Annotated in this window: 17 protein-coding genes; 1 reads left to right on the top strand and 16 read right to left on the bottom strand. The window is 39.9% G+C overall.

The window, feature by feature from the left end; translation table 11 throughout:
- Positions 1-164: 164 nt before the first annotated feature.
- Together CA598_RS20770 and CA598_RS20775 are read right to left on the bottom strand one after the other, a co-directional pair.
- Positions 165-4,505, bottom strand: coding sequence for a bifunctional 2',3'-cyclic-nucleotide 2'-phosphodiesterase/3'-nucleotidase (locus CA598_RS20770; RefSeq protein WP_094877733.1), 4,341 nt, complete (start codon positions 4,503-4,505; stop codon positions 165-167).
- A gap of 262 nt (positions 4,506-4,767) precedes the next feature.
- Positions 4,768-5,145, bottom strand: coding sequence for a hypothetical protein (locus tag CA598_RS20775; protein ID WP_094877734.1), 378 nt, complete (start codon positions 5,143-5,145; stop codon positions 4,768-4,770).
- Positions 5,146-5,298: 153 nt separating this feature from the next.
- Here CA598_RS20775 and CA598_RS20780 point away from each other — a divergent pair, with 153 nt between their 5' ends.
- Positions 5,299-5,718, top strand: coding sequence for an LSm family protein (locus CA598_RS20780; protein WP_094874437.1), 420 nt, complete (start codon positions 5,299-5,301; stop codon positions 5,716-5,718).
- 123 nt (positions 5,719-5,841) lie between these two features.
- Here the strand turns inward: CA598_RS20780 and CA598_RS20785 are convergent, their stop codons facing one another.
- The 14 genes from CA598_RS20785 to CA598_RS20845 all read right to left on the bottom strand — a co-directional run bounded on the left by CA598_RS20785 (position 5,842) and on the right by CA598_RS20845 (position 18,253).
- On the bottom strand, positions 5,842-7,023 hold the full coding sequence (locus CA598_RS20785) for a beta-ketoacyl-[acyl-carrier-protein] synthase family protein (protein WP_179283724.1): 1,182 nt from the start codon (positions 7,021-7,023) through the stop codon (positions 5,842-5,844).
- A gap of 20 nt (positions 7,024-7,043) precedes the next feature.
- Positions 7,044-7,469, bottom strand: coding sequence for a 3-hydroxyacyl-ACP dehydratase FabZ (gene fabZ / locus CA598_RS20790; RefSeq protein ID WP_218832615.1), 426 nt, complete (start codon positions 7,467-7,469; stop codon positions 7,044-7,046).
- Positions 7,441-8,067 (bottom strand): 4'-phosphopantetheinyl transferase superfamily protein, encoded by a 627-nt coding sequence (locus CA598_RS20795; protein ID WP_094877738.1) that lies wholly within the window; start codon positions 8,065-8,067, stop codon positions 7,441-7,443. Before CA598_RS20795 ends, fabZ begins: the two co-directional genes overlap by 29 nt.
- A 456-nt stretch (positions 8,068-8,523) precedes the next feature.
- On the bottom strand, positions 8,524-8,646 hold the full coding sequence (locus tag CA598_RS33035) for a hypothetical protein (protein ID WP_256990575.1): 123 nt from the start codon (positions 8,644-8,646) through the stop codon (positions 8,524-8,526).
- Positions 8,647-8,676: 30 nt separating this feature from the next.
- On the bottom strand, positions 8,677-9,759 hold the full coding sequence (locus CA598_RS20800) for a hypothetical protein (RefSeq protein ID WP_094877739.1): 1,083 nt from the start codon (positions 9,757-9,759) through the stop codon (positions 8,677-8,679).
- Positions 9,760-9,786: 27 nt separating this feature from the next.
- The gene (locus tag CA598_RS20805) at positions 9,787-11,097 is read right to left on the bottom strand and encodes an aminotransferase family protein (protein ID WP_179283725.1); all 1,311 of its coding nucleotides are present in this window, start codon (positions 11,095-11,097) and stop codon (positions 9,787-9,789) included.
- 68 nt (positions 11,098-11,165) lie between these two features.
- Positions 11,166-11,903 (bottom strand): SDR family NAD(P)-dependent oxidoreductase, encoded by a 738-nt coding sequence (locus tag CA598_RS20810; protein WP_094877742.1) that lies wholly within the window; start codon positions 11,901-11,903, stop codon positions 11,166-11,168.
- The gene (locus CA598_RS20815) at positions 11,900-12,634 is read right to left on the bottom strand and encodes a beta-ketoacyl-ACP reductase (RefSeq protein ID WP_094877744.1); all 735 of its coding nucleotides are present in this window, start codon (positions 12,632-12,634) and stop codon (positions 11,900-11,902) included. Before CA598_RS20815 ends, CA598_RS20810 begins: the two co-directional genes overlap by 4 nt.
- 9 nt (positions 12,635-12,643) lie before the next feature.
- Positions 12,644-13,684 (bottom strand): beta-ketoacyl synthase N-terminal-like domain-containing protein, encoded by a 1,041-nt coding sequence (locus CA598_RS20820; protein ID WP_094877745.1) that lies wholly within the window; start codon positions 13,682-13,684, stop codon positions 12,644-12,646.
- 11 nt (positions 13,685-13,695) lie between these two features.
- Entirely contained in the window at positions 13,696-14,109 is a 414-nt protein-coding gene (locus tag CA598_RS20825) for an acyl-CoA thioesterase (protein ID WP_094877747.1), read from the bottom strand.
- Between the two features lie 12 nt (positions 14,110-14,121).
- On the bottom strand, positions 14,122-14,397 hold the full coding sequence (locus tag CA598_RS20830; protein ID WP_094877748.1) for a phosphopantetheine-binding protein: 276 nt from the start codon (positions 14,395-14,397) through the stop codon (positions 14,122-14,124).
- Positions 14,369-15,091 carry an ABC transporter ATP-binding protein gene (locus CA598_RS20835; RefSeq protein WP_094877750.1) on the bottom strand — a complete coding sequence of 241 codons (723 nt, stop codon included), beginning with the start codon at positions 15,089-15,091 and terminating at the stop codon, positions 14,369-14,371. The genes CA598_RS20830 and CA598_RS20835 overlap by 29 nt, the downstream gene beginning before the upstream one ends.
- An 11-nt stretch (positions 15,092-15,102) precedes the next feature.
- Entirely contained in the window at positions 15,103-17,058 is a 1,956-nt protein-coding gene (locus CA598_RS20840) for an ABC transporter permease (RefSeq protein ID WP_094877751.1), read from the bottom strand.
- A 28-nt stretch (positions 17,059-17,086) separates the two neighbouring features.
- Positions 17,087-18,253, bottom strand: coding sequence for a M50 family metallopeptidase (locus CA598_RS20845; RefSeq protein WP_143812432.1), 1,167 nt, complete (start codon positions 18,251-18,253; stop codon positions 17,087-17,089).

Genomic DNA, 18,253 nt, shown 5'->3' on the forward strand with positions numbered 1-18,253 from the left:
CGCGTCTGCCAATTCCGCCACGACCGCACAAAATATAAAAGAACCATGCAGTGCAGAACTAAATTATCATATATTAGCGCAAAGGGCAATACCTAATGTGAAAAGAAAAAGTGTACCGAGTCCCTATTAGGGATCATCGATACACTTTTAGAAGAACTATCGGATTATGAAGCTTGTTCAAGCATACGGTAGATAATGACTGCCGCTTGAGCGCGGTTAGCTATGCCCTTAGGTGCAAATTTACCACCCTCAACACCGTTAACAATTCCCATTTGGGTCAGTTGTGCTATAGCGTCCTGTGCGTAAGGAGCAATACTGGACTTGTCTGCAAACTTGCCCAGCGCTGCATTCTTATCAATCGGCTGTAGTTTATCCTTCAATGCATTAGCAATCATAATCGCCATCTCTTCACGAGTCACTTCACGACCCGGTTCAAATTTACCATTTCCAGAGCCTTTTACAAGTCCGGCTTTCACCGCAAGAGCGATAGAATCCGTGTACCAAACTCCTTGTTTAACATCGCTGAATGAACTGGTTGTTGCCGAACCCGTCAGATTCAATGCGCGAACCAGCATCGTAATAAACTCTGCTCTAGTCACTGTTTTGGTTGGCGCAAAAGTATTTGCATCCAATCCTTTTATAATGCCCTTAGCAGCCAATGCTTGAATAGCTTCCTGTGCCCAAGCTACCTTACCCAGATCTTTGAAGTTTGCTGCTGGAGCAGTAGTTGGCGCTGGTGTTGCTGTTGGTGCTGGTGTTGCTGTTGGTTTCACGGTTGGAGTAGGTGTTGGAGTTACAACATTAGAACTTCCATCGCCACTGCCCGATCCCGTATCAGCCTTCTCTTTGTTCGTAATACGACCTTCAATAGCTGCCTTGATCTCTTTGCGATCAAACGTCTTCACAATGTAATCGTAGAATACATCCAAATCAATAGGACCTGCCAGTGAATCACTCGCTTGAGTCAGAACCGTGTAGTTATCCCCACCCGCAGCCATAAAGTTATTCACCACTGCCGTATATTTCTGATCAGGATTAATTGGTGTACCATTAGTTAGCGTAAGACTCGTAATGCGATTTTTCACTGGTAGATTCATAATCGCTGTATATTTCAGTCCAGAAATTTGCAACGTTTTGATATCTTCTGATCCATCAGCTTTCTCTTTCCATTGTTGCTCTAGCAAGGTCTTGATCTGTGCTCCAGTTAGCGTCAGCTTCACTAGTGTGTTGCCAAATGGTTGGATTTTAGCCAAATCGCCAAAGGTTACATTACCCTTCGGAAGATCCGCACGAATACCACCCGGATTCATAAAGGCAAAATCAGCAGCCTTTACGCCATCACCAAAATCAGCAGCACGCATAGAATCAGCAATTAGGTTACCGAGGGCTGCTTCTTTGGTATAAGCATCCGTACGAGTTACGGTTCCATCAGTTGTACCCACTGGTTGGGTAAGTTCAGGATGCTTCTCAAGGTAAGCATTTACCAGTGCCACACTTTCCGGATCTGGTGTTACACCTTCATGGAAGGTGGAGGTTACCACAGCAGACTTACTCTTCACATCTCCTGTTATAGGATCAATGATCAGCTTAATATCTTCAAATGCCATGCCGTAAGAGTATGCTTGTACAATCAACTTTCCGTTTACTATTCCGTTTGCCAGCGCATGGTTATCACCAGCAACGATAACGTCAACCGGGGAATCAGCAGGAAGCGCTTTGGCCAGATCAGCAGCTTCACCTGTAGTTATGCCATCTTTAGTAGAGGCTGGATCATGCGCAAGCACGACGATCGTCTCTACACCTTTAGCTTGGAGCTCCTTGGCATATGTCTCAACAGCCGCTACTTCCTCCTCAGGAGTGAGGAAATATACACCAACTGTACCCGAAGGTGCAACTTTGCTTGGTGTAGATTTAGTTACAAGACCTATAAACCCAATCTTGACTCCACCCACTTCTTTGATCACATAAGGATTAATAATCGGTGGGCCTGGTTTATTATCTGTTTTACCATAAACAGCATTAGCATTCACATAATCAAAATCAGAACCAGCATGGATAATTTTTTCATTCTTTGGATCAGCACCACCATAAAGCTGTGTCATTAGCGCATCAACACCTTGGTCGAACTCATGGTTACCCAAGGAACCTACATCAAATTTCATCATATTCATCCAAGCATGAGTCGGCTCATCGCGCTCAAGTGAGGATACTGGTGCAGATGCTCCTACGGAGTCACCGTTATGGAAGAGCAAGGAGTTCTCGTACTTCGCACGAGCCTGTTTCAAGTAAGTCGCGAGGTAAGCTGCTGTGCCTACAGACTTATTGCTCACTGTAGAAACTGTGTCTAGTTGACCATGGAAGTCATTGATTCCAATAAGGTGAACTTCAACATCTGCAGTTGGCGCAGGAGTTTTCACACTTAGATCCAGTTCGAAAATTCCGAAGCCTTTATCATTTTGCTGACCCATATCGTATATGTTCGTTGGAAGTACACTTGCTGCTTTAGGTGTTGTAGTGAACGTTACTTTCACACTACCCTTAATAGGTGCCAAGGACCAGTTGCCATCAGCAGTAGGATCAATCGTTCCAGCTTCACTGATATAGTCCATCAAGACCTGACGATTCTCATCTTGAGAGTCCACTACCAACTCTGAGCCTTTAACACCCGGGAAGTTACCGCCACCGCTTGCACGATAATTGTTAGTGACAATAATAAAATCCTGATTCGGATCTAACGGCTGATCATTGTAAGTCACGTCCGTTACACGACTCGATGAATCATCATTAATCGCGCCTTCCGGAGTGTACTTCGCGTTTTTCGTTACATCAATTTTATATTGAATCCCATCAATTACATCAAAGTTAAAGACTTGGAATTTCGGGTTCAACAGAGACTGCGGAGTCGAGATTCCAAGTTTGATGCGGTTAAATGCACCTGCACTCATTTCCAGCCACTCTTTAACAACAGAACCCTTAACCTTGATCGCTTTGAGCGTATTGTCGTATAGATAGAGATCGCTTGCGCTACGGATAGTCAAGTTGCCTTCATCAATACTAGTGTATTCTTCTGGGCCGTTACGTCCTGCTTTAAAAGGAGCACCGACACTCAGAATTGGAAGGTCCTTATATTGAGGAATATTGGCATCAATATACTTCTGAACATACCACTTCTGTGCATACGTCACGAGCTGAACTGTAGGATCATCCTGAACCATTGCAAAATAACTGTTCATTGGAGCTGTTGTAACACCCAGCTTCTGTTCAGTATAAACAATAGTAGCATTATGCGCTGCCGCAGCAGCATCATCTACAGCTGGATCAGGTTCGACCGTTGGATAATTCACTTTATTCTCTGTCTTATAAATAGAACGAGTTAAAGCTTTTGAGCTTTTCTTATCTACTTCCCAGCCTTTATCACCGTATACAATATCCAGATCAATTAGACCTAAATAAGCACCGCCGTAGCCAGCTTGTACAGCAGGCGTACCATTAATGTGACCATTCACGTTATCGATTACAGCCTTATCGTTATTGTAAGGCTTTTTAGTATCCGGATCTTTAAACAAAGCATCCAGTGTGCTGTCATTTCCCGTTGGGAATACCTTATGGGTATGTGAGAATGTGATCGCATCAATACCCGGAACCTTACTCAGCGCATTAATGTCATTCTCGGAACCATCACCTATAACGGCATTAATATCAAAGCCAGTATGAGCCATAGCGACAATGACATTTGCTCCTTCAGCTTTCATTTTAGGAACAAATTTCTCTGCCGTTGCAGCAATATCTTCAACGACTACTTTACCCTCCAGATTAACCTTATCCCACTCCATGATTTGAGGGGTAACAAGGCCAATTAGGCCGACTTGAATCGTTTGATCTTGACCATTACTGTCTTTTATTGTTTTAGGTATAATAACAAAAGGATCAAAGGCATTCGTGCCATCTGTTTTATATATGTTCGCATTCACATAATCGAAATTTGCACCGGTAGCTAATTCATTACCATCGCTACCATTTATAGTACGATCTAAAAATTGCAAACCATAATTGAATTCATGATTGCCAAAAGTCGCAGCATCATATTCCATAACATTCATAGCCGCAATCATCGGATGAATCTCATTCGGATCTTTCAGTTCCGATTTCTTCGCCACGTACGTACCAAGCGGAGTTCCTTGAATCAAGTCACCATTATCAAGCAGGAGGTTGTCGGGTTCTTCAGCTCTCGCTTGTTTCACCAGACTTGACGTGCGGTCAAGACCGACGGTTACAGATGGTGCACCCTTAAAATAATCCCAACCATACACATTAGTGTGCACATCCGTTGTGCTCATCAAACGGAGCTCAACCTTGGCTCCAGAAGCAGGTGTAGCAGGTGTAGCAGCTACTTTGTCTGGACTCCAAACCGTACCCAAAACGACTCCACCTAGTACCTGTGCTGAAAGCACTGCAGTTGCTAGTACAGAAGCGAGAGGCTTGTTCCATCGTGTCTTCCATCCCATAAAGATTTATTCCCCCTAGTATTTTTTACATAATTTCGGTGATATTATATCACACAAACATGACGAAAAAGTATAGAATTGTAAAATTAATATAAATTCGTGTCAAATATAATAACGTGTGAAGAAAGACCTAGGTCACATTGTGTTTTTATTAGATCAAGAGTCTCTAGACATACAAAAAATACACCTTATACAGATGCACCCCAAGAAAGCGCATACATAAGGTCTAAAAGCGTCGAATCTTTATCTGACAATAACTCTCTCAAGACCCACTCATGATGGCAGTAAACCCAAAGCAAATTGCCGTGATTAAAGACAAAGGTGACATCACAAGTCTTTCTTTTTTACTCTTCGATAATATATTCATTACGGTATTGAGAATTAGATAGACTGCGAAAAAATAACATACGCTTCTATCAAAAGGTAATCCTATAGAAATCACGTTTCCTGCCTGCAACAAGTACAAGATTGCAATCGATTGTATAACAACTGAGATCGCACACGCAATCCTCATCTGTGAGGGCATGATTCTATGTTTGCCACCCATTGCAAATTCACCATAAGGTAATCCTAAAGACAGTAATCTGTAAAGAATCGCCGCTCCCGCAAAAGTAATACTCCCAATCCATGCAGATAACACCCTTCCACCCCCTTCACTAATTGTTATTCAAATCTTATAACCTCTCCTCATCAATTTTTGGACTTTATTTTCATATTAATGATGAACTCGCACAAGCAACACCGGAATATCTGAGTAATATATAATTAAATAGACCAATGAGGTGATCCACAAATGTCAAACAGAGCAAAAATTCGCAAGCGAGCTGAACAGCTCAAAGGTAGACCTGTGTGCGTTACGCTTCATGATGGACGTACGTATGTAGGATGGATAACTGGCCTCGATAAGGATGGATTGACCCTTTCCAAACCACGTAAAAATAAAAATAAAAACAAAAAATCAAAAAAACACACTTCTTCCCGCTCCCGGAAAGCGAACGTATCAGGACTCATGCCATTATTCGGCTCACTCTTCGGAATGGGAGGAGGGGCTGCTGGCGCTGCCGAGGGTGCAAGTTCAGGCGCTTCAGGATTCGGTGGAATTATGGGCTTCGTAGGGATGATCCAAAGAACAATGCCGGTTGTGAAAATGGGCTACAATATGATTAGATCTATTTCTCCATTCTTGAATGGGCTGAAGGGTTTAATGGGATAGTCTTCTAAATGAGTATACTTAGACATAAAAAGACACCCCACAAGGTGTCTTCTTTATTGTTCGTTTTAAGGACTATTGATTTCATTCGGGTCAAAGAAGGTTATAATTCATATTATTTCAAGGCTACACGCGATCCATCGCTCGTATCAGAATGCTAGCAGCATTTCCTGCAAAAGCAAATGAATTGGATAACGCATATTCAATAGGACCTGAATCATTTGCAGCTTTAAATGACCAGTCCCCCTCCATGTCTAATCTTGAATTCCACGTTTCTGGGAGTATGCCTTCATAAATTGACAACAAACTAAAGTATAACTCTATGCTTCCTGCAGCACCCAAACAGTGTCCTGTTCTTGATTTTGTAGATGATACTACGGGAAAACCACCAAAAACTTCTCTAATTGCCTTGAGCTCCATCTGGTCGTTGGCTGAAGTACCTGTGCCATGTGCATTAATATAACCTATTTCTTCTTTGCTAGCCTTAGCATCCTGTAGTGCCATTGTCATAGCCTGAATCGCTCCAGCACCTTTCGGATCAGGACTTGTAATATGGTAAGCATCGTTGGCTAAGCCGTATCCAATAATTTCACCATAACAACGTGCATTTCTTTTTTTAGCATGTTCGTATTCCTCAAAGATAAAAAAAACGCTCGCCTCACCAATGTTAATTCCATCACGCTCTGCATCAAAAGGTTTGCTAATATCTCTACTCAGTGATCTAAGGGCGTTAAATCCGAAGATGGAGAATAGAGAAATATGATCTGCCCCCCCGGTTACCACGACATCTGCTGCGCCATTGCGAATAAGATCAAAAGCTATTCCCGCACCAGCAGTTCCTGCTGCACAAGCTGAGCTTGTTGTGTAAAAACCCCCGCCTATTTTATAGGCTGCTGCCAATCTACTAATAAAAGCTCGTGTCTTCACAACCCACATCTGATCCTGTTTGCCTAAATCTAAATACTTTAGAAGATGATCTGTTCCGGCTAGTGAAGTAGACATAGAGAATGAAGCCCGTAATCCTTCCTTCTCTAAATCTTGAACCGTCAATCCAGCGTCTCTCAATGCTTCATCCAGAGCCTGCCTAGTCATTCTTTCAATCTTGTCGAGTTCATCTGGATGTTCTAGCTCTACTTGCTCAAAATTACTTATTCCTACTTTGACATACTCTAAATCGTCATAAGGACTGCACATCTCCGCCTTCTTAATTCCAGTAGTTTGATCTGCTAAAGCTTTTAACACCTCTACCTTATTATTTCCCAAAGCACATAGAATACCTATACCAGTGACTACCACTTTTCTTTCCATAGGTTTACCTTCTGCGAGCTTCATATTTTTTTGAGCACGATATATGTAATCATTGCTTCTGCAACTTTTTTCCCCTGAACAGATGCCTTTACCTTAACCTTAATAAAATCGGCAATTTTCTCAACAAATTTCCCTTCCACTATTACAGTATCACCCGGTATTACTTTGCAGATGAATTTTAAATTATCTACTCTTGATAAATAGGCATTATGTTCATTTTTGTTATGCCCGCCACCAGTGCTAAGCATAATCCCTCCTCCTTGCGCCATGGTTTCCATCATCAGGGCGCCCGGGAAAACTGCACCTTCGGGAAAATGACCTTTAACCCAAAATTCATCCTCTCTAACATGCTTTAGTACTTTGGAGTACTCTCTTGGAATTAATTCAATAATCTCATCTACGAATAGAAATGGTTCTCTATGAGGAAGTAATTCTTGGATCTCCACTTTCAATTCCTCCGATCTCATGAAATGAACTAATAACTACACAATGGTAGGGGAGAAAGCAATAGTATATATAAATCGAAGGTGGGAGAGCAGGATAGATGGAATTAATATGCAAGCCGTCATCATTAGCAAACTGAATAGCTTTATATCCGTCTTTCAACCCAACTCTAATCAGCTTTCCAATACTTTCCTTACTGCACCAAAGAAACGTTTTCAATTGCTTGCTACAATCTGTTTGTACAACTGACTGTATAGCCTCTATCTCTTCAGGACTTGCAAATACATCCAATACACAACCTCTAAGCTTTTCGTAACATTCAAGATCAATACCAATTTGAAACTGACTTACAATTACAGCAATATTGTATCCACTTGATGAATATGAGTAATTGAATTCTTCTTGGTTATCAAAACTTATTCGTCTCCGAACGAAGTCTAGCTCTACCAGGTCGCCATACTTTTTCTTTAGCATATCCAGAAGAAACTTTCGTCTGAGCTTCTTAAACTGTCTACCCGTGTATTGATACTTCAAGCCTTCAAAGTTTACAACCTGTGCCCCTAAAGACACAGGCTGCATTTTAATTAAAGTAACCCGCATATTTCACCCTTTAATAAGAACAGCCCACATTTTATAAACCGTCTGTTACGTTAATTAAGAGAGCATTGATCTCGTATGTATAAATCCACGATGTCCATCTACCAGACTTAAAAAATAATTGATAATAATTAGTTAGTGCAGCAAGCTACAGTACCAAAACCTGGAGTAATAACTTCTTCAACTTCTGGAATATCATCAAATTGAATGTCTTCGAAATGAATATCCATTTTCAATTGTTCCTTCATGCTTCTCACCTCCTTTCATATCATGATTAATTGCTAAATAGTAGAATGATTACCCGCAACATTTTTGCGATCCCCAACCAGGGGTAACGATTTCCTCAATCTCACAAACCTCGTCAAAGCTTAATTTATCAAAATCAACGCTTTTCAGCAGTTCATCAACTGATTTCATATAAATCTCACCTCCTTAAAATGTCAGAGTAAATTGTTCACATTAATAGCAGCAATAATAACTACCCCAACCTGGAGTTACAATTTCTTCGATATCCTCTACATCTGAAAACTTTAGATCTTCAAAGTTAATCGTGTTAAGCATTTCTAGCTCATCATTTTTCATTTTTTCACCTCCTTCTCTGATCAAAGTAGGCTAGGGTAGACTTAATAAATACTTTTGTCCTTCCGAAGCTAAAATCTGCTTTAAATCTTGGATCGCAGATGTCTCCAGTCGTTGAATAGATTGAAAATGCTTGACCAGCAATTCCAGCGTAGCAATCCATCCTTCAATATCCTTATTACGCTTCAATCCCATGTCGAGCTTACGCCCCAGCACCCTCCATTTTTTGGATATTCGTTCCCACTGTTTGATATTTATTGTTTTCAAAGGGTTGCTTTCATCATCGAACAGCGCATTTAGTACTTCCGCAAACTCATTTCGATAATATCCATCAGTACCCGCCAATATAAACTGTCTGAAATATCTTAATTCGACCTTCACATACTTCACAATCAACGCCTGCTGTTTCTGACTTTCTGTATTTCTAAGTGCATCAGCACATTTTTCAAACTGCTTGATAAAATGCACATATACCTGATCTCCCTCAATTCGAACTACACCATCATTAAAATCTACGTGAGTATTCTTTAAAAAAGCAGTGGCCATTTCTTCTAAAAGCTCTTTAACATCTAACTGATGAATGTTTTGAATAAATGAACACTGCTTCAATTGCTCCCGAGAAAGAATGTAAATACTCAAATTATCTTCCAAAAGCCAAGAATGAGAGTGTTCAAGTTGCAAACATACTTCTATATCAATCCAGCTAGAATTATCCTGCTCATCATCTGTCCTTAAGATGAAGCGGTTACCTTCACTATCCACGGAATGAATGGGAAGATAGGATTGTCCAAATAAAGTTAGATCTACATAATCCAGCTCTCTTACATGCAAAATTTCAGAGGAAAATGGTAAGATTGCTATATACTCTGTCTTAAAATCCTCTTCTTCTTTATATCTCTGTAAATAATCACTGACTGTTATAGCCTGATATGGAAGTCCGAACTTCTCAAATACAAACGGGCAACTAATATCTGTAAAGCCACTAGGAATAAAAAGTTTTACACTTTTATGCTGGATATAAAGTAAGCTGTTTTTTATTCCCCCTAGAATAAGGAAGACTTGCTGTAAGGTGAGATCTGCTCCTGCATGATGAAACACTTCATACATCGTCGTCATACGACATTCCCTGAATTTAATAATCCCTCATCCTCTCCGGCTTTTTTCTTTCAGTTTTAATGATTGCTCTACCAACCTACATGCCTTTTCTATTTTCTCTACAATCTCCATTAACTGATCTATTGTAGAATTTAAGGGTGGCGCAATAATTACCTTCCCTTCACCTTCATAGTAAGGAATCAATCCTTTTTTCTTCAAAAGCATCTCGATCACCCCACCCAGTTCCCACTCGAACTCATCGTCAGTACACAGGTTTGGGTTAAAATTAATCCCTAACATATATCCTTTTCCTTGTACCGACTGTACTAATGGAAAAGATTCCAGCAGCTTTAGAGATTGAAATACCTGCATTTCATGTTCCTTCACTCGATCTAATATCGATTCCTGGACGATACATTCCAAGGTAGCCAGGCCTGCAGCACATGCCAGCGGATGACCACTGGAGGTATATCCGTGAGAAAATTCTTTGGTACTATTTAATTCTCCGCAAAAATTATCATATATCTCACCGGTTACTAGCACGCCACCCATAGGGATAAGCCCATTTGTCATAGATTTAGCCATCAATACAATATCGGGTTGTACCCCCCACTCCTCATATGCAAATAAAGTGCCTGTTCGACCAAATCCCGTCGCCACTTCATCAACCATAAAAAGAATATTGTATTTATCACAAATGGATCTAAGCTTTTGAAAATACCGATCAGCAAACACAACTACTCCATTAGATAATTGAACGGGCTCAACTAGTAAAGCGGCTATTGTTTCTGGCTGCTCCGACTTAATTTTGTCTTCCATTTCACGTATGCATTCATCTACCCACGCTTCGTCCGTCATGTTGAGTGGTTTATTGCTATTATTAGGTGCCTTCACTTGTATAAAAGTGCTGAATTCCTCTCCTAAAGCACGCTTGTCATACTCATTCCCCGAAGCAGCAGTTGCAGCTATAGTTGAACCATGATAAGCCCCCTTCAGTGAAATAATTTTATTTTTTTGAAGCTGCCCTTTATTGAAGTAGTATTGCTTGGCCATTTTTATCGCAGTATCTGTAGCTTCCGAACCACTATTTGTAAAAAACAAATGCCGGAAAGTGCCTTGAATTTGAGATAACAGCTTATGGGTATATTCAATTGAAATTTTGCTAGTTGAGTATATTAAAGTGCATGAATCTAGTTGATTTAATTGTTTTGCTACTCGCTGGATTATTCGAGGATGATTATGTCCCAAATTGCTTGAGAGTAAATTAGAGGTTGCATCTATGTACTTTTTTCCTTTTTGATCGTAATAATATCCGCCTTCACTTCGTTCAAATATGATAAGCCCTTTCTCTAAGTACACCTGCATTTGTTTCCAGCCGTTCCATACCGAGTTAGCTTCAAGCTTCGTAAGAATCTTTTTCACCTCATTTAACGAATAGAATACCCACCGTCAATAATCATTGCTTGTCCAGTCATTCCTTTTTGACGAATCATATAATCAATAGCTTGAACAACCTCCTGAATAGCTACAACCTTTTGAGGAATTCCTTCTAATAAATGATACCAATTAGTATTCAGACTGCTATTCCTTACGGCCGTTTGATACATTGGCGTATTCATAAACCCCGGACATATACAGTTAACACTAATGCCACGGGGTAAGAGTTCTAAAGCCAAGTTTTGAGCCAAATGTTGCAGCGCCGCCTTAGAAGTGCTATAAGCCATCAGATCATATGCAGCTACACTACCTAGCACAGAACCTACCATAACAATGGAGCTAGATTCCTTAAGTAAGCTTACGAACTGTTGACACATAATAAACTGGCTAGTCAGATTGACATCCAAGGTATGTCTCCACAGCTCCAAGCTAGTCTGCTCAAAGGATGAAATGGGCATGATTGCCGCAGCTAAAACCATCCCGCTCAGATACAAATCTTCGTGCTCGATAGACTGTCTTAAACGGATAACTGCACTCTCATCTGTACAATCGATACAGTGATACTCAACTTCTTTAGTTGTTATAAGATCTTTAAGTTCATTTGAGAGGTCCTGATCAGGTACCCGATCGAGTGTCAACAGGTGGTAATCATGTGCAAGATGCTTACAAAGAGCTGTACCTAATCCTCCAGCTGCACCTGTAATGATGAGCGTTCGACGTTTACTCAACTAGTAAGTCCCCCATCTACAACAATGGTTTCACCAGTAATATAGCTGGATAGATCTGATAGTAAAAATAAGATTACATTAGCAATCTCTTCCGGATCAGCAGTTCGTCTCAAAGGAATTCGCGCTTTGAAGGAGTCAATAAGCTTAGGCGCCATCGACCGTATCATATTTGTTTCTACATAGCCTGGTGCAACAGCATTAACCCTGACATTTTTAGTGGCCACTTCTTTTGATAACGCTTTCGTCAACCCAATCACACCTGCCTTTGCTGCGCAGTAATTAGCCTGCCCAACTACTCCGGATACTCCTGCTACAGAAGACAGATTTACGATCGAACCTCTTTTGTGTCTCATCATGATAGGTAATACACTTTTTGTTAACAAAAAGAGCCCTTTTAAATCGGTGTCTACTACTCGATCCCAATTCTCCTCACTCATCAGCATCATATATCCATCAGAAGTAACGCCTGCGTTGTTAACTAGATAGTCTATTGTTCCAAAGTCGTTTTCGACTTCAAGAGCAACTGACTCAATACTTTTTTTATCCGTTAAGTTCATACGATACTGCTTCACATCAGACATTTCTCCGTATTGTTGTATATCTACCTCTTGCTGGTGATATGTAAAGGCAACCTTTACACCCTGACTAGACAGCAGCTTAACAATACTTTCTCCAATTCCTCGACTGCCTCCGGTAACAAGCGCTGTTCTTCCTTTCATATGTCCAAACATAAGAACCTCCTATGATACCGCTTTAATTACACAGGATGTGAAGCCTCCACTTACATCATAATGATTTACAAGAAGTACACTTATGGATGCAACCCCTAAATCTTCTCCCTGATCCAATAACAGTTCTGGGATCTTCTGCTGCTTTAAAATGGTCGCTCCAATTCCTACATTCATTCCTTCATTGGCTCCAAGGGCATCTCTAACCCTTTTTTTAGGATTAATAATTTGCACTTGATTGTTAAACAAACCACGTATCGCATCGACTTCTGCTGAATATATATCCAGATGTCCTGTAGCTGTAATAACACCGTCAATATCATCGAAATTCAGTTCCGCCTTTTGAATAACACCTCGCATAATAGACTCTATGCGACTTCGCTCACCTTGAAATAATGGAGTTATATAGGGATGCCCTCCTAAATTTCCTTCCAATGAACAGATCCACTCGCAATAGGTATGCTCATTGCTCTCATTTGCCATAACAAGCGTAACTGCATGCTCTCCCACCGGATATCCTAGCTCTATAAACTCATCAAATAAAGCCTGGTAGTACTCATCAAGTCCTCCTGCAACGACAGCTTTAGCTTTTCCCCGCTTGATTAACTCTGCACTATAACCTATATAGTTACTACACAAGAGCATAGTACTTGGCCCTTTAACCCCAAGATGAATACATACATGCCCTAGACAAGCATTGTTAACAGTCCCTGAGAACATGGTTGGACTCGCCAACTCGGGTTGTCCGTTAATAACAAATTCTCCGAAGTTTAGTGTTGTGGAGAGAGGTCCATAGATCGAATTAAACACCGTACCCACATCAAAAGGGTCATAACCCTCTATTGCCGCGTCCTCTACAGCCTTAAATGCGCCATACAATGCCATCGTTGAGAAACGGTCCATTCTTCTGAGCGCTTTACCATACTTAAAGGGAGGAATCTTAACCGCCTGCACGGGTGATTGAACATCCTCCTGATGCAAATGTTCCCATAATTCCTGTAATTCAGCTCCTACAGGTGTAAGCATACTTATTCCATTGATGTATACACTCAACTAAATTCCCCCTATATTTCCTGAAGACTCAACATTTTTCGCAAAATGATATCAGGGAAACTGAGCATCAATTCGTTATTACTGTTTAAAAACACATGCTCTGTGAACCCTTTAGCAATCAGCTGTCCAGAATCATTCTTTATTACATAATTAAAAGTTAGACTAGCTTTAGGAAGCTTATAAGACACGAGCGTCTCAATAGTATACTCTTGGCCAAATAGGACCGGTTGTTTGAACTCACATCCTAGCTTGATAACAGGTGAACGAAATTCATGTACAGTAGACAATGGCAAGTCAAGATATTCACCCATAAAATGAAACCTTGCCATTTCAAACCAGCAGAAATATTTACTGTGATGCGCGATAGAATAACTATCAATATCTGCAAAACGGGGCATAAACTTGTAAGTAAACGAATGGTTCACTTTTTTCCCCCTTTAATTTAGCGCCGCCTGTTTCTCACGAACAAAATTCGATAGTGAATTAATATTTTTGAAGATCGACATATTCGCTTCACCAACAACAATGCCAAAGGTTTCCCGCATGGCTACTACCAGCTCTAATGAATCAACTGAGTCCAGTTCAAGCCCACTACCGTCCTCATCATACGCGGAAAACAATGGAGTCTCGTAATCAATTGCATTTGGATCTACATCCTCCAATTCCAGCTTTGTAACGATCATTTCACAGATTTGCTCTTCTAATGTTTTCATTTCCTTTATCCCCCCGAATTGAATTTGTTGTTATACATCCATCTTTCATATCAATTATTTCATCGGCGAAGCTTGCAATATGTTCGTCATGAGTAACAAGAATGACCGTAATTTGATGTTCGCGTGCCATTGCAGTTAGAAGGTTCATAAACTGATCACCATTAGTACTATCTAGATTGCCCGTGGGTTCATCTGCCAATATGACTTTGGGTTGCATTAATAGACATCTGGCAATAGCTACTCTTTGTTGCTGGCCACCAGATAGTTCATGAATATAAACGTCCTTCTTCCCTTCAATGCCAAGCGACTTTAACAAGGAGGTATACCTCTTGAGATACGGCTTCACATCCTTTTTCACTAATCGAATAGGCAAAAATATATTTTCTTCAACAGTTAAAAAAGGGAGGAGATTAAAGCTCTGAAAAATATACCCCACTTTATTAAGCCTGAGCTGCCCTAATTTCTTCTCGGAGAGCTTAACCAAATTTTCGCCGTCCAGCCACACCTCTCCTGAAACAGGTCTCAATATACCTCCAATAATATTTAGCAATGTAGTCTTTCCTGAGCCAGAAGGTCCCATCACAGCGTATACTTTACCAGCAGCAAATGACTTGGTTATATTTTCTAAAATAACTTCTGGTATAGGCCCCGATTGATATTCCTGATGGACCCCTTTTAATTGAATGATATTCAAGCATATCCCTCCTATTCTTTGTACATATACTCCAATGCATTTTTCCGCAAAGCTGAGTAACCAATGATTACTGTGCTCACAAACAAAGCCAAGAAGCATACCGCCAAAGTTGCACTTAAATTAAGAACAGGAACATGTGTCTCCATAGGAACCGAAATAGAATCATTCATATACATAACTGCCCCTTTGATAAACTCCACTCCCAGTTCCCAGCCAAGAAAAGATCCTAACAGAAAAATAAGCAAGCCCTCTATACACATAGAGCCAACAAGCTTTAACTTGGACACTCCCACTATCCTGAGCATAGCAAATTGTTTCGTTCGATCTTGAAGAGATAACAAAAACATATTGATAATAAGTGATGTTGTGAATAATAAATTGATGTACAAGAATGCCTCGATCATCTCCGTACCCTTGATAGCCTGTGATTTATATTCACGTTTGAGATCTCCCATATTACTAATGGAAGCATTCTTTATTCCCAAAAAAGAGGAGATTTGCTCAGCATCTTTATCTGTACCACCAATCAAATAAACCGTATTGTATATATCATCCTGACCATACAATAGCTGAGATAAGCTTTGTCTTGATACGTAGCCTTGAAGTAGATTTAGAGGACGATAGGTTTCTTCAATTTTAACCGTTAGCTTCCTATTACCGACGTTATATTCCAGCTCATCCCCAATGTTAAAGCCCTTGTCGGCAGCCCTATTCGCTGAAAAAATTATGGGCAGAAATTCCTTCTTTTTAAAAATCTCTAATTCGTTGCCCGAATTAATATAAGACAGATCTTCAATGTTGAAATAAGTTGGATTAATTCCGGTAACTAACAAATATTTGTCTTTTTCGTTATTCGCTTCAAGTGTTAAAGCTGTTTCTACACTACGCCCCTTCCACTCCGTCTCAACATACCCTTTTAATTCACCTTCACTTTTGGTTATGGGTTGGTTCGACACAATAACATGGCTGTAGTGAATATGATCCTCTGCGAAGTTGGCAACCGAGCTCTTGGCCGAATGATAGAAACCCAGCATTCCGACAATAAGCAAGGTAGAGAACATAAATGAAACTGTCAGTGTTTTTATTTTTCGAAATGTGTACAAATTCTGTTGAACAGCCAAATGTAAAGAGGTTAGCTTAGAGGATTTTGCCCAAACCTCCAATATTTTTAGAATAATAAGAATCGTTGGACCCAGTGCTATAAATACACCAACCCAAAAAGAAATATCATTGATATTTTGAATCGCTTGGGCTCCCAAGTTTAAATTAAAAACTGTAGAAATCAATTTGCCCAAGCCCATAAAGCTGTATATAATAACGGCTACACCAACAATCAGCCAAATCCACTTTTTGATCATTTCATTTGCTTTTACGTATTGCACCGTGTTGTTTTGCTTTTGAATTTTCTTAGAGGTTGTAGTAAGTTGAAGGATACCTATTGGAAGCTGTTTTAGATTCTTATGTATAATGAAAATAAGCATTGGAATTGTGAGTGCGAGTATATAGACAATAACTTCTGAATAGATTACTTTGGATTTCATATTGTATTGATGCATGTACCAATACGATAATACCGTTCCTAATGTAGCACCGATGATCACCGATACAGTTCCAAGTATCACGATCTCGATATAGAGCATTCTTTTTATTCTTGTTCTGTACATCCCTAGTCTATTAAGTAAGGTGAACTCCTGAATACGGCCATGCAATATTACTGAATAGGTATTATTAATCATCACATAGCTGAACCCGATGAGAATGGCCATAAACATTAGAATCAAATTGGTCACAGATTCTAAGTCTTCCTTCATCGATGGAGAGGTCCAACTGCTATTAATCATGTTTGAGAAATTTAGCAGCACTTGAAGCGAGAAACTGACCAGAATTACACTAGCCACAAGCAATATAAATGTAAGCACTAGTCTCAGTTTATGTCTGTACATGCTCTTCACAATATAGGAGAACATTCCATTCCACCTTTCTTTGTCTTCCCTGCTAAGATAGGTTCATATTACGTAGTGATTTGAAAAACTTTATAACAAAGTATCCAACAGACATCAACATCGCTGCGACTGCCAGTATCGAAATAACGTTAGAATTTAGAATATGCAACCCTAAAAAGTCAACGACTAGTTTGATCCAGTAATATATACCTGCGAATGTCATTCCGTAGGACAGAAGAAAATATCCAATCATAAGCCATCCCTTCTTGCTCATGACGGGCCTTCCCTGCCCCTTTATCTGAATAATCCGACTCATCTGCTTTAGCATATTCCAACGTAAGCCTTCTACTCCAAATAAAATAGCAGCAACATGATAACCATCGCTGACTCCCAGTAAGGATAAATTGCTTATTATCGCACCTAAGTTCATGATCATTAGCACAGCAAATTTCCAATCAGATGTTAAACAAAGTAATAACCAAAATATGCTAGCTTGGATAAGGTTAAAATACACCCCTGCCATTAAAATTAGTGCCTTCTTCTTGCTAGTGGTTGCATACAGGTTTTTGTACTTAATATAGAAAACAGGACTTATCCCCATATGAATCAAAAAGTTAAATGATTTAAGCTTAATCCCAAAATAATTAGCCGTAAGTATGTGTCCTAATTCATGGATAATTACTGATAAAAAAATCCCAATTCCTACAACAACATATTCCCACAACGCTACCTCATTCCATCGAAAGCTCTTACTTTCCCTGTAGGTTTCAACTACGATTTGAGGATCTTTTATAATCAAAAACATACCGACGATTATACTAATCCAAGATAGGATCATTATAAACACTAGTGTTCTTCTGAGAAGTAATCCATACTTCTCTTGGATAGCCGCCATTGGAGCTTCAAACAGCTTTTTTCCGGATAACTCCAATTCAACCTTACTTACCGTTTTCTTCTCCGTACCATAGAAAAGTCCCTTTTGGTACAGAAATTCAATTCCCTTACTAATATCAATGGATTGCCCTAATTGATTTCTTAATTCCTCTTCAATCTGTTCCTTATTAGTTAAGCCATTGAGATAAGGAATTAACACTTTAAGATAACGATATTGCTGTTCGTCTAGTTTTAGATAGGTTTCCCTTTCATCGCTTAATAGAAAATACTTTTTTTTGCTGAATCCTGGATCCTCATACAAGGTTAAATCATCTACGACTCTCAT

Source organism: Paenibacillus sp. VTT E-133291 (assembly GCF_002264395.1).
Lineage (GTDB): Bacteria > Bacillota > Bacilli > Paenibacillales > Paenibacillaceae > Paenibacillus_AQ > Paenibacillus_AQ nitricinens.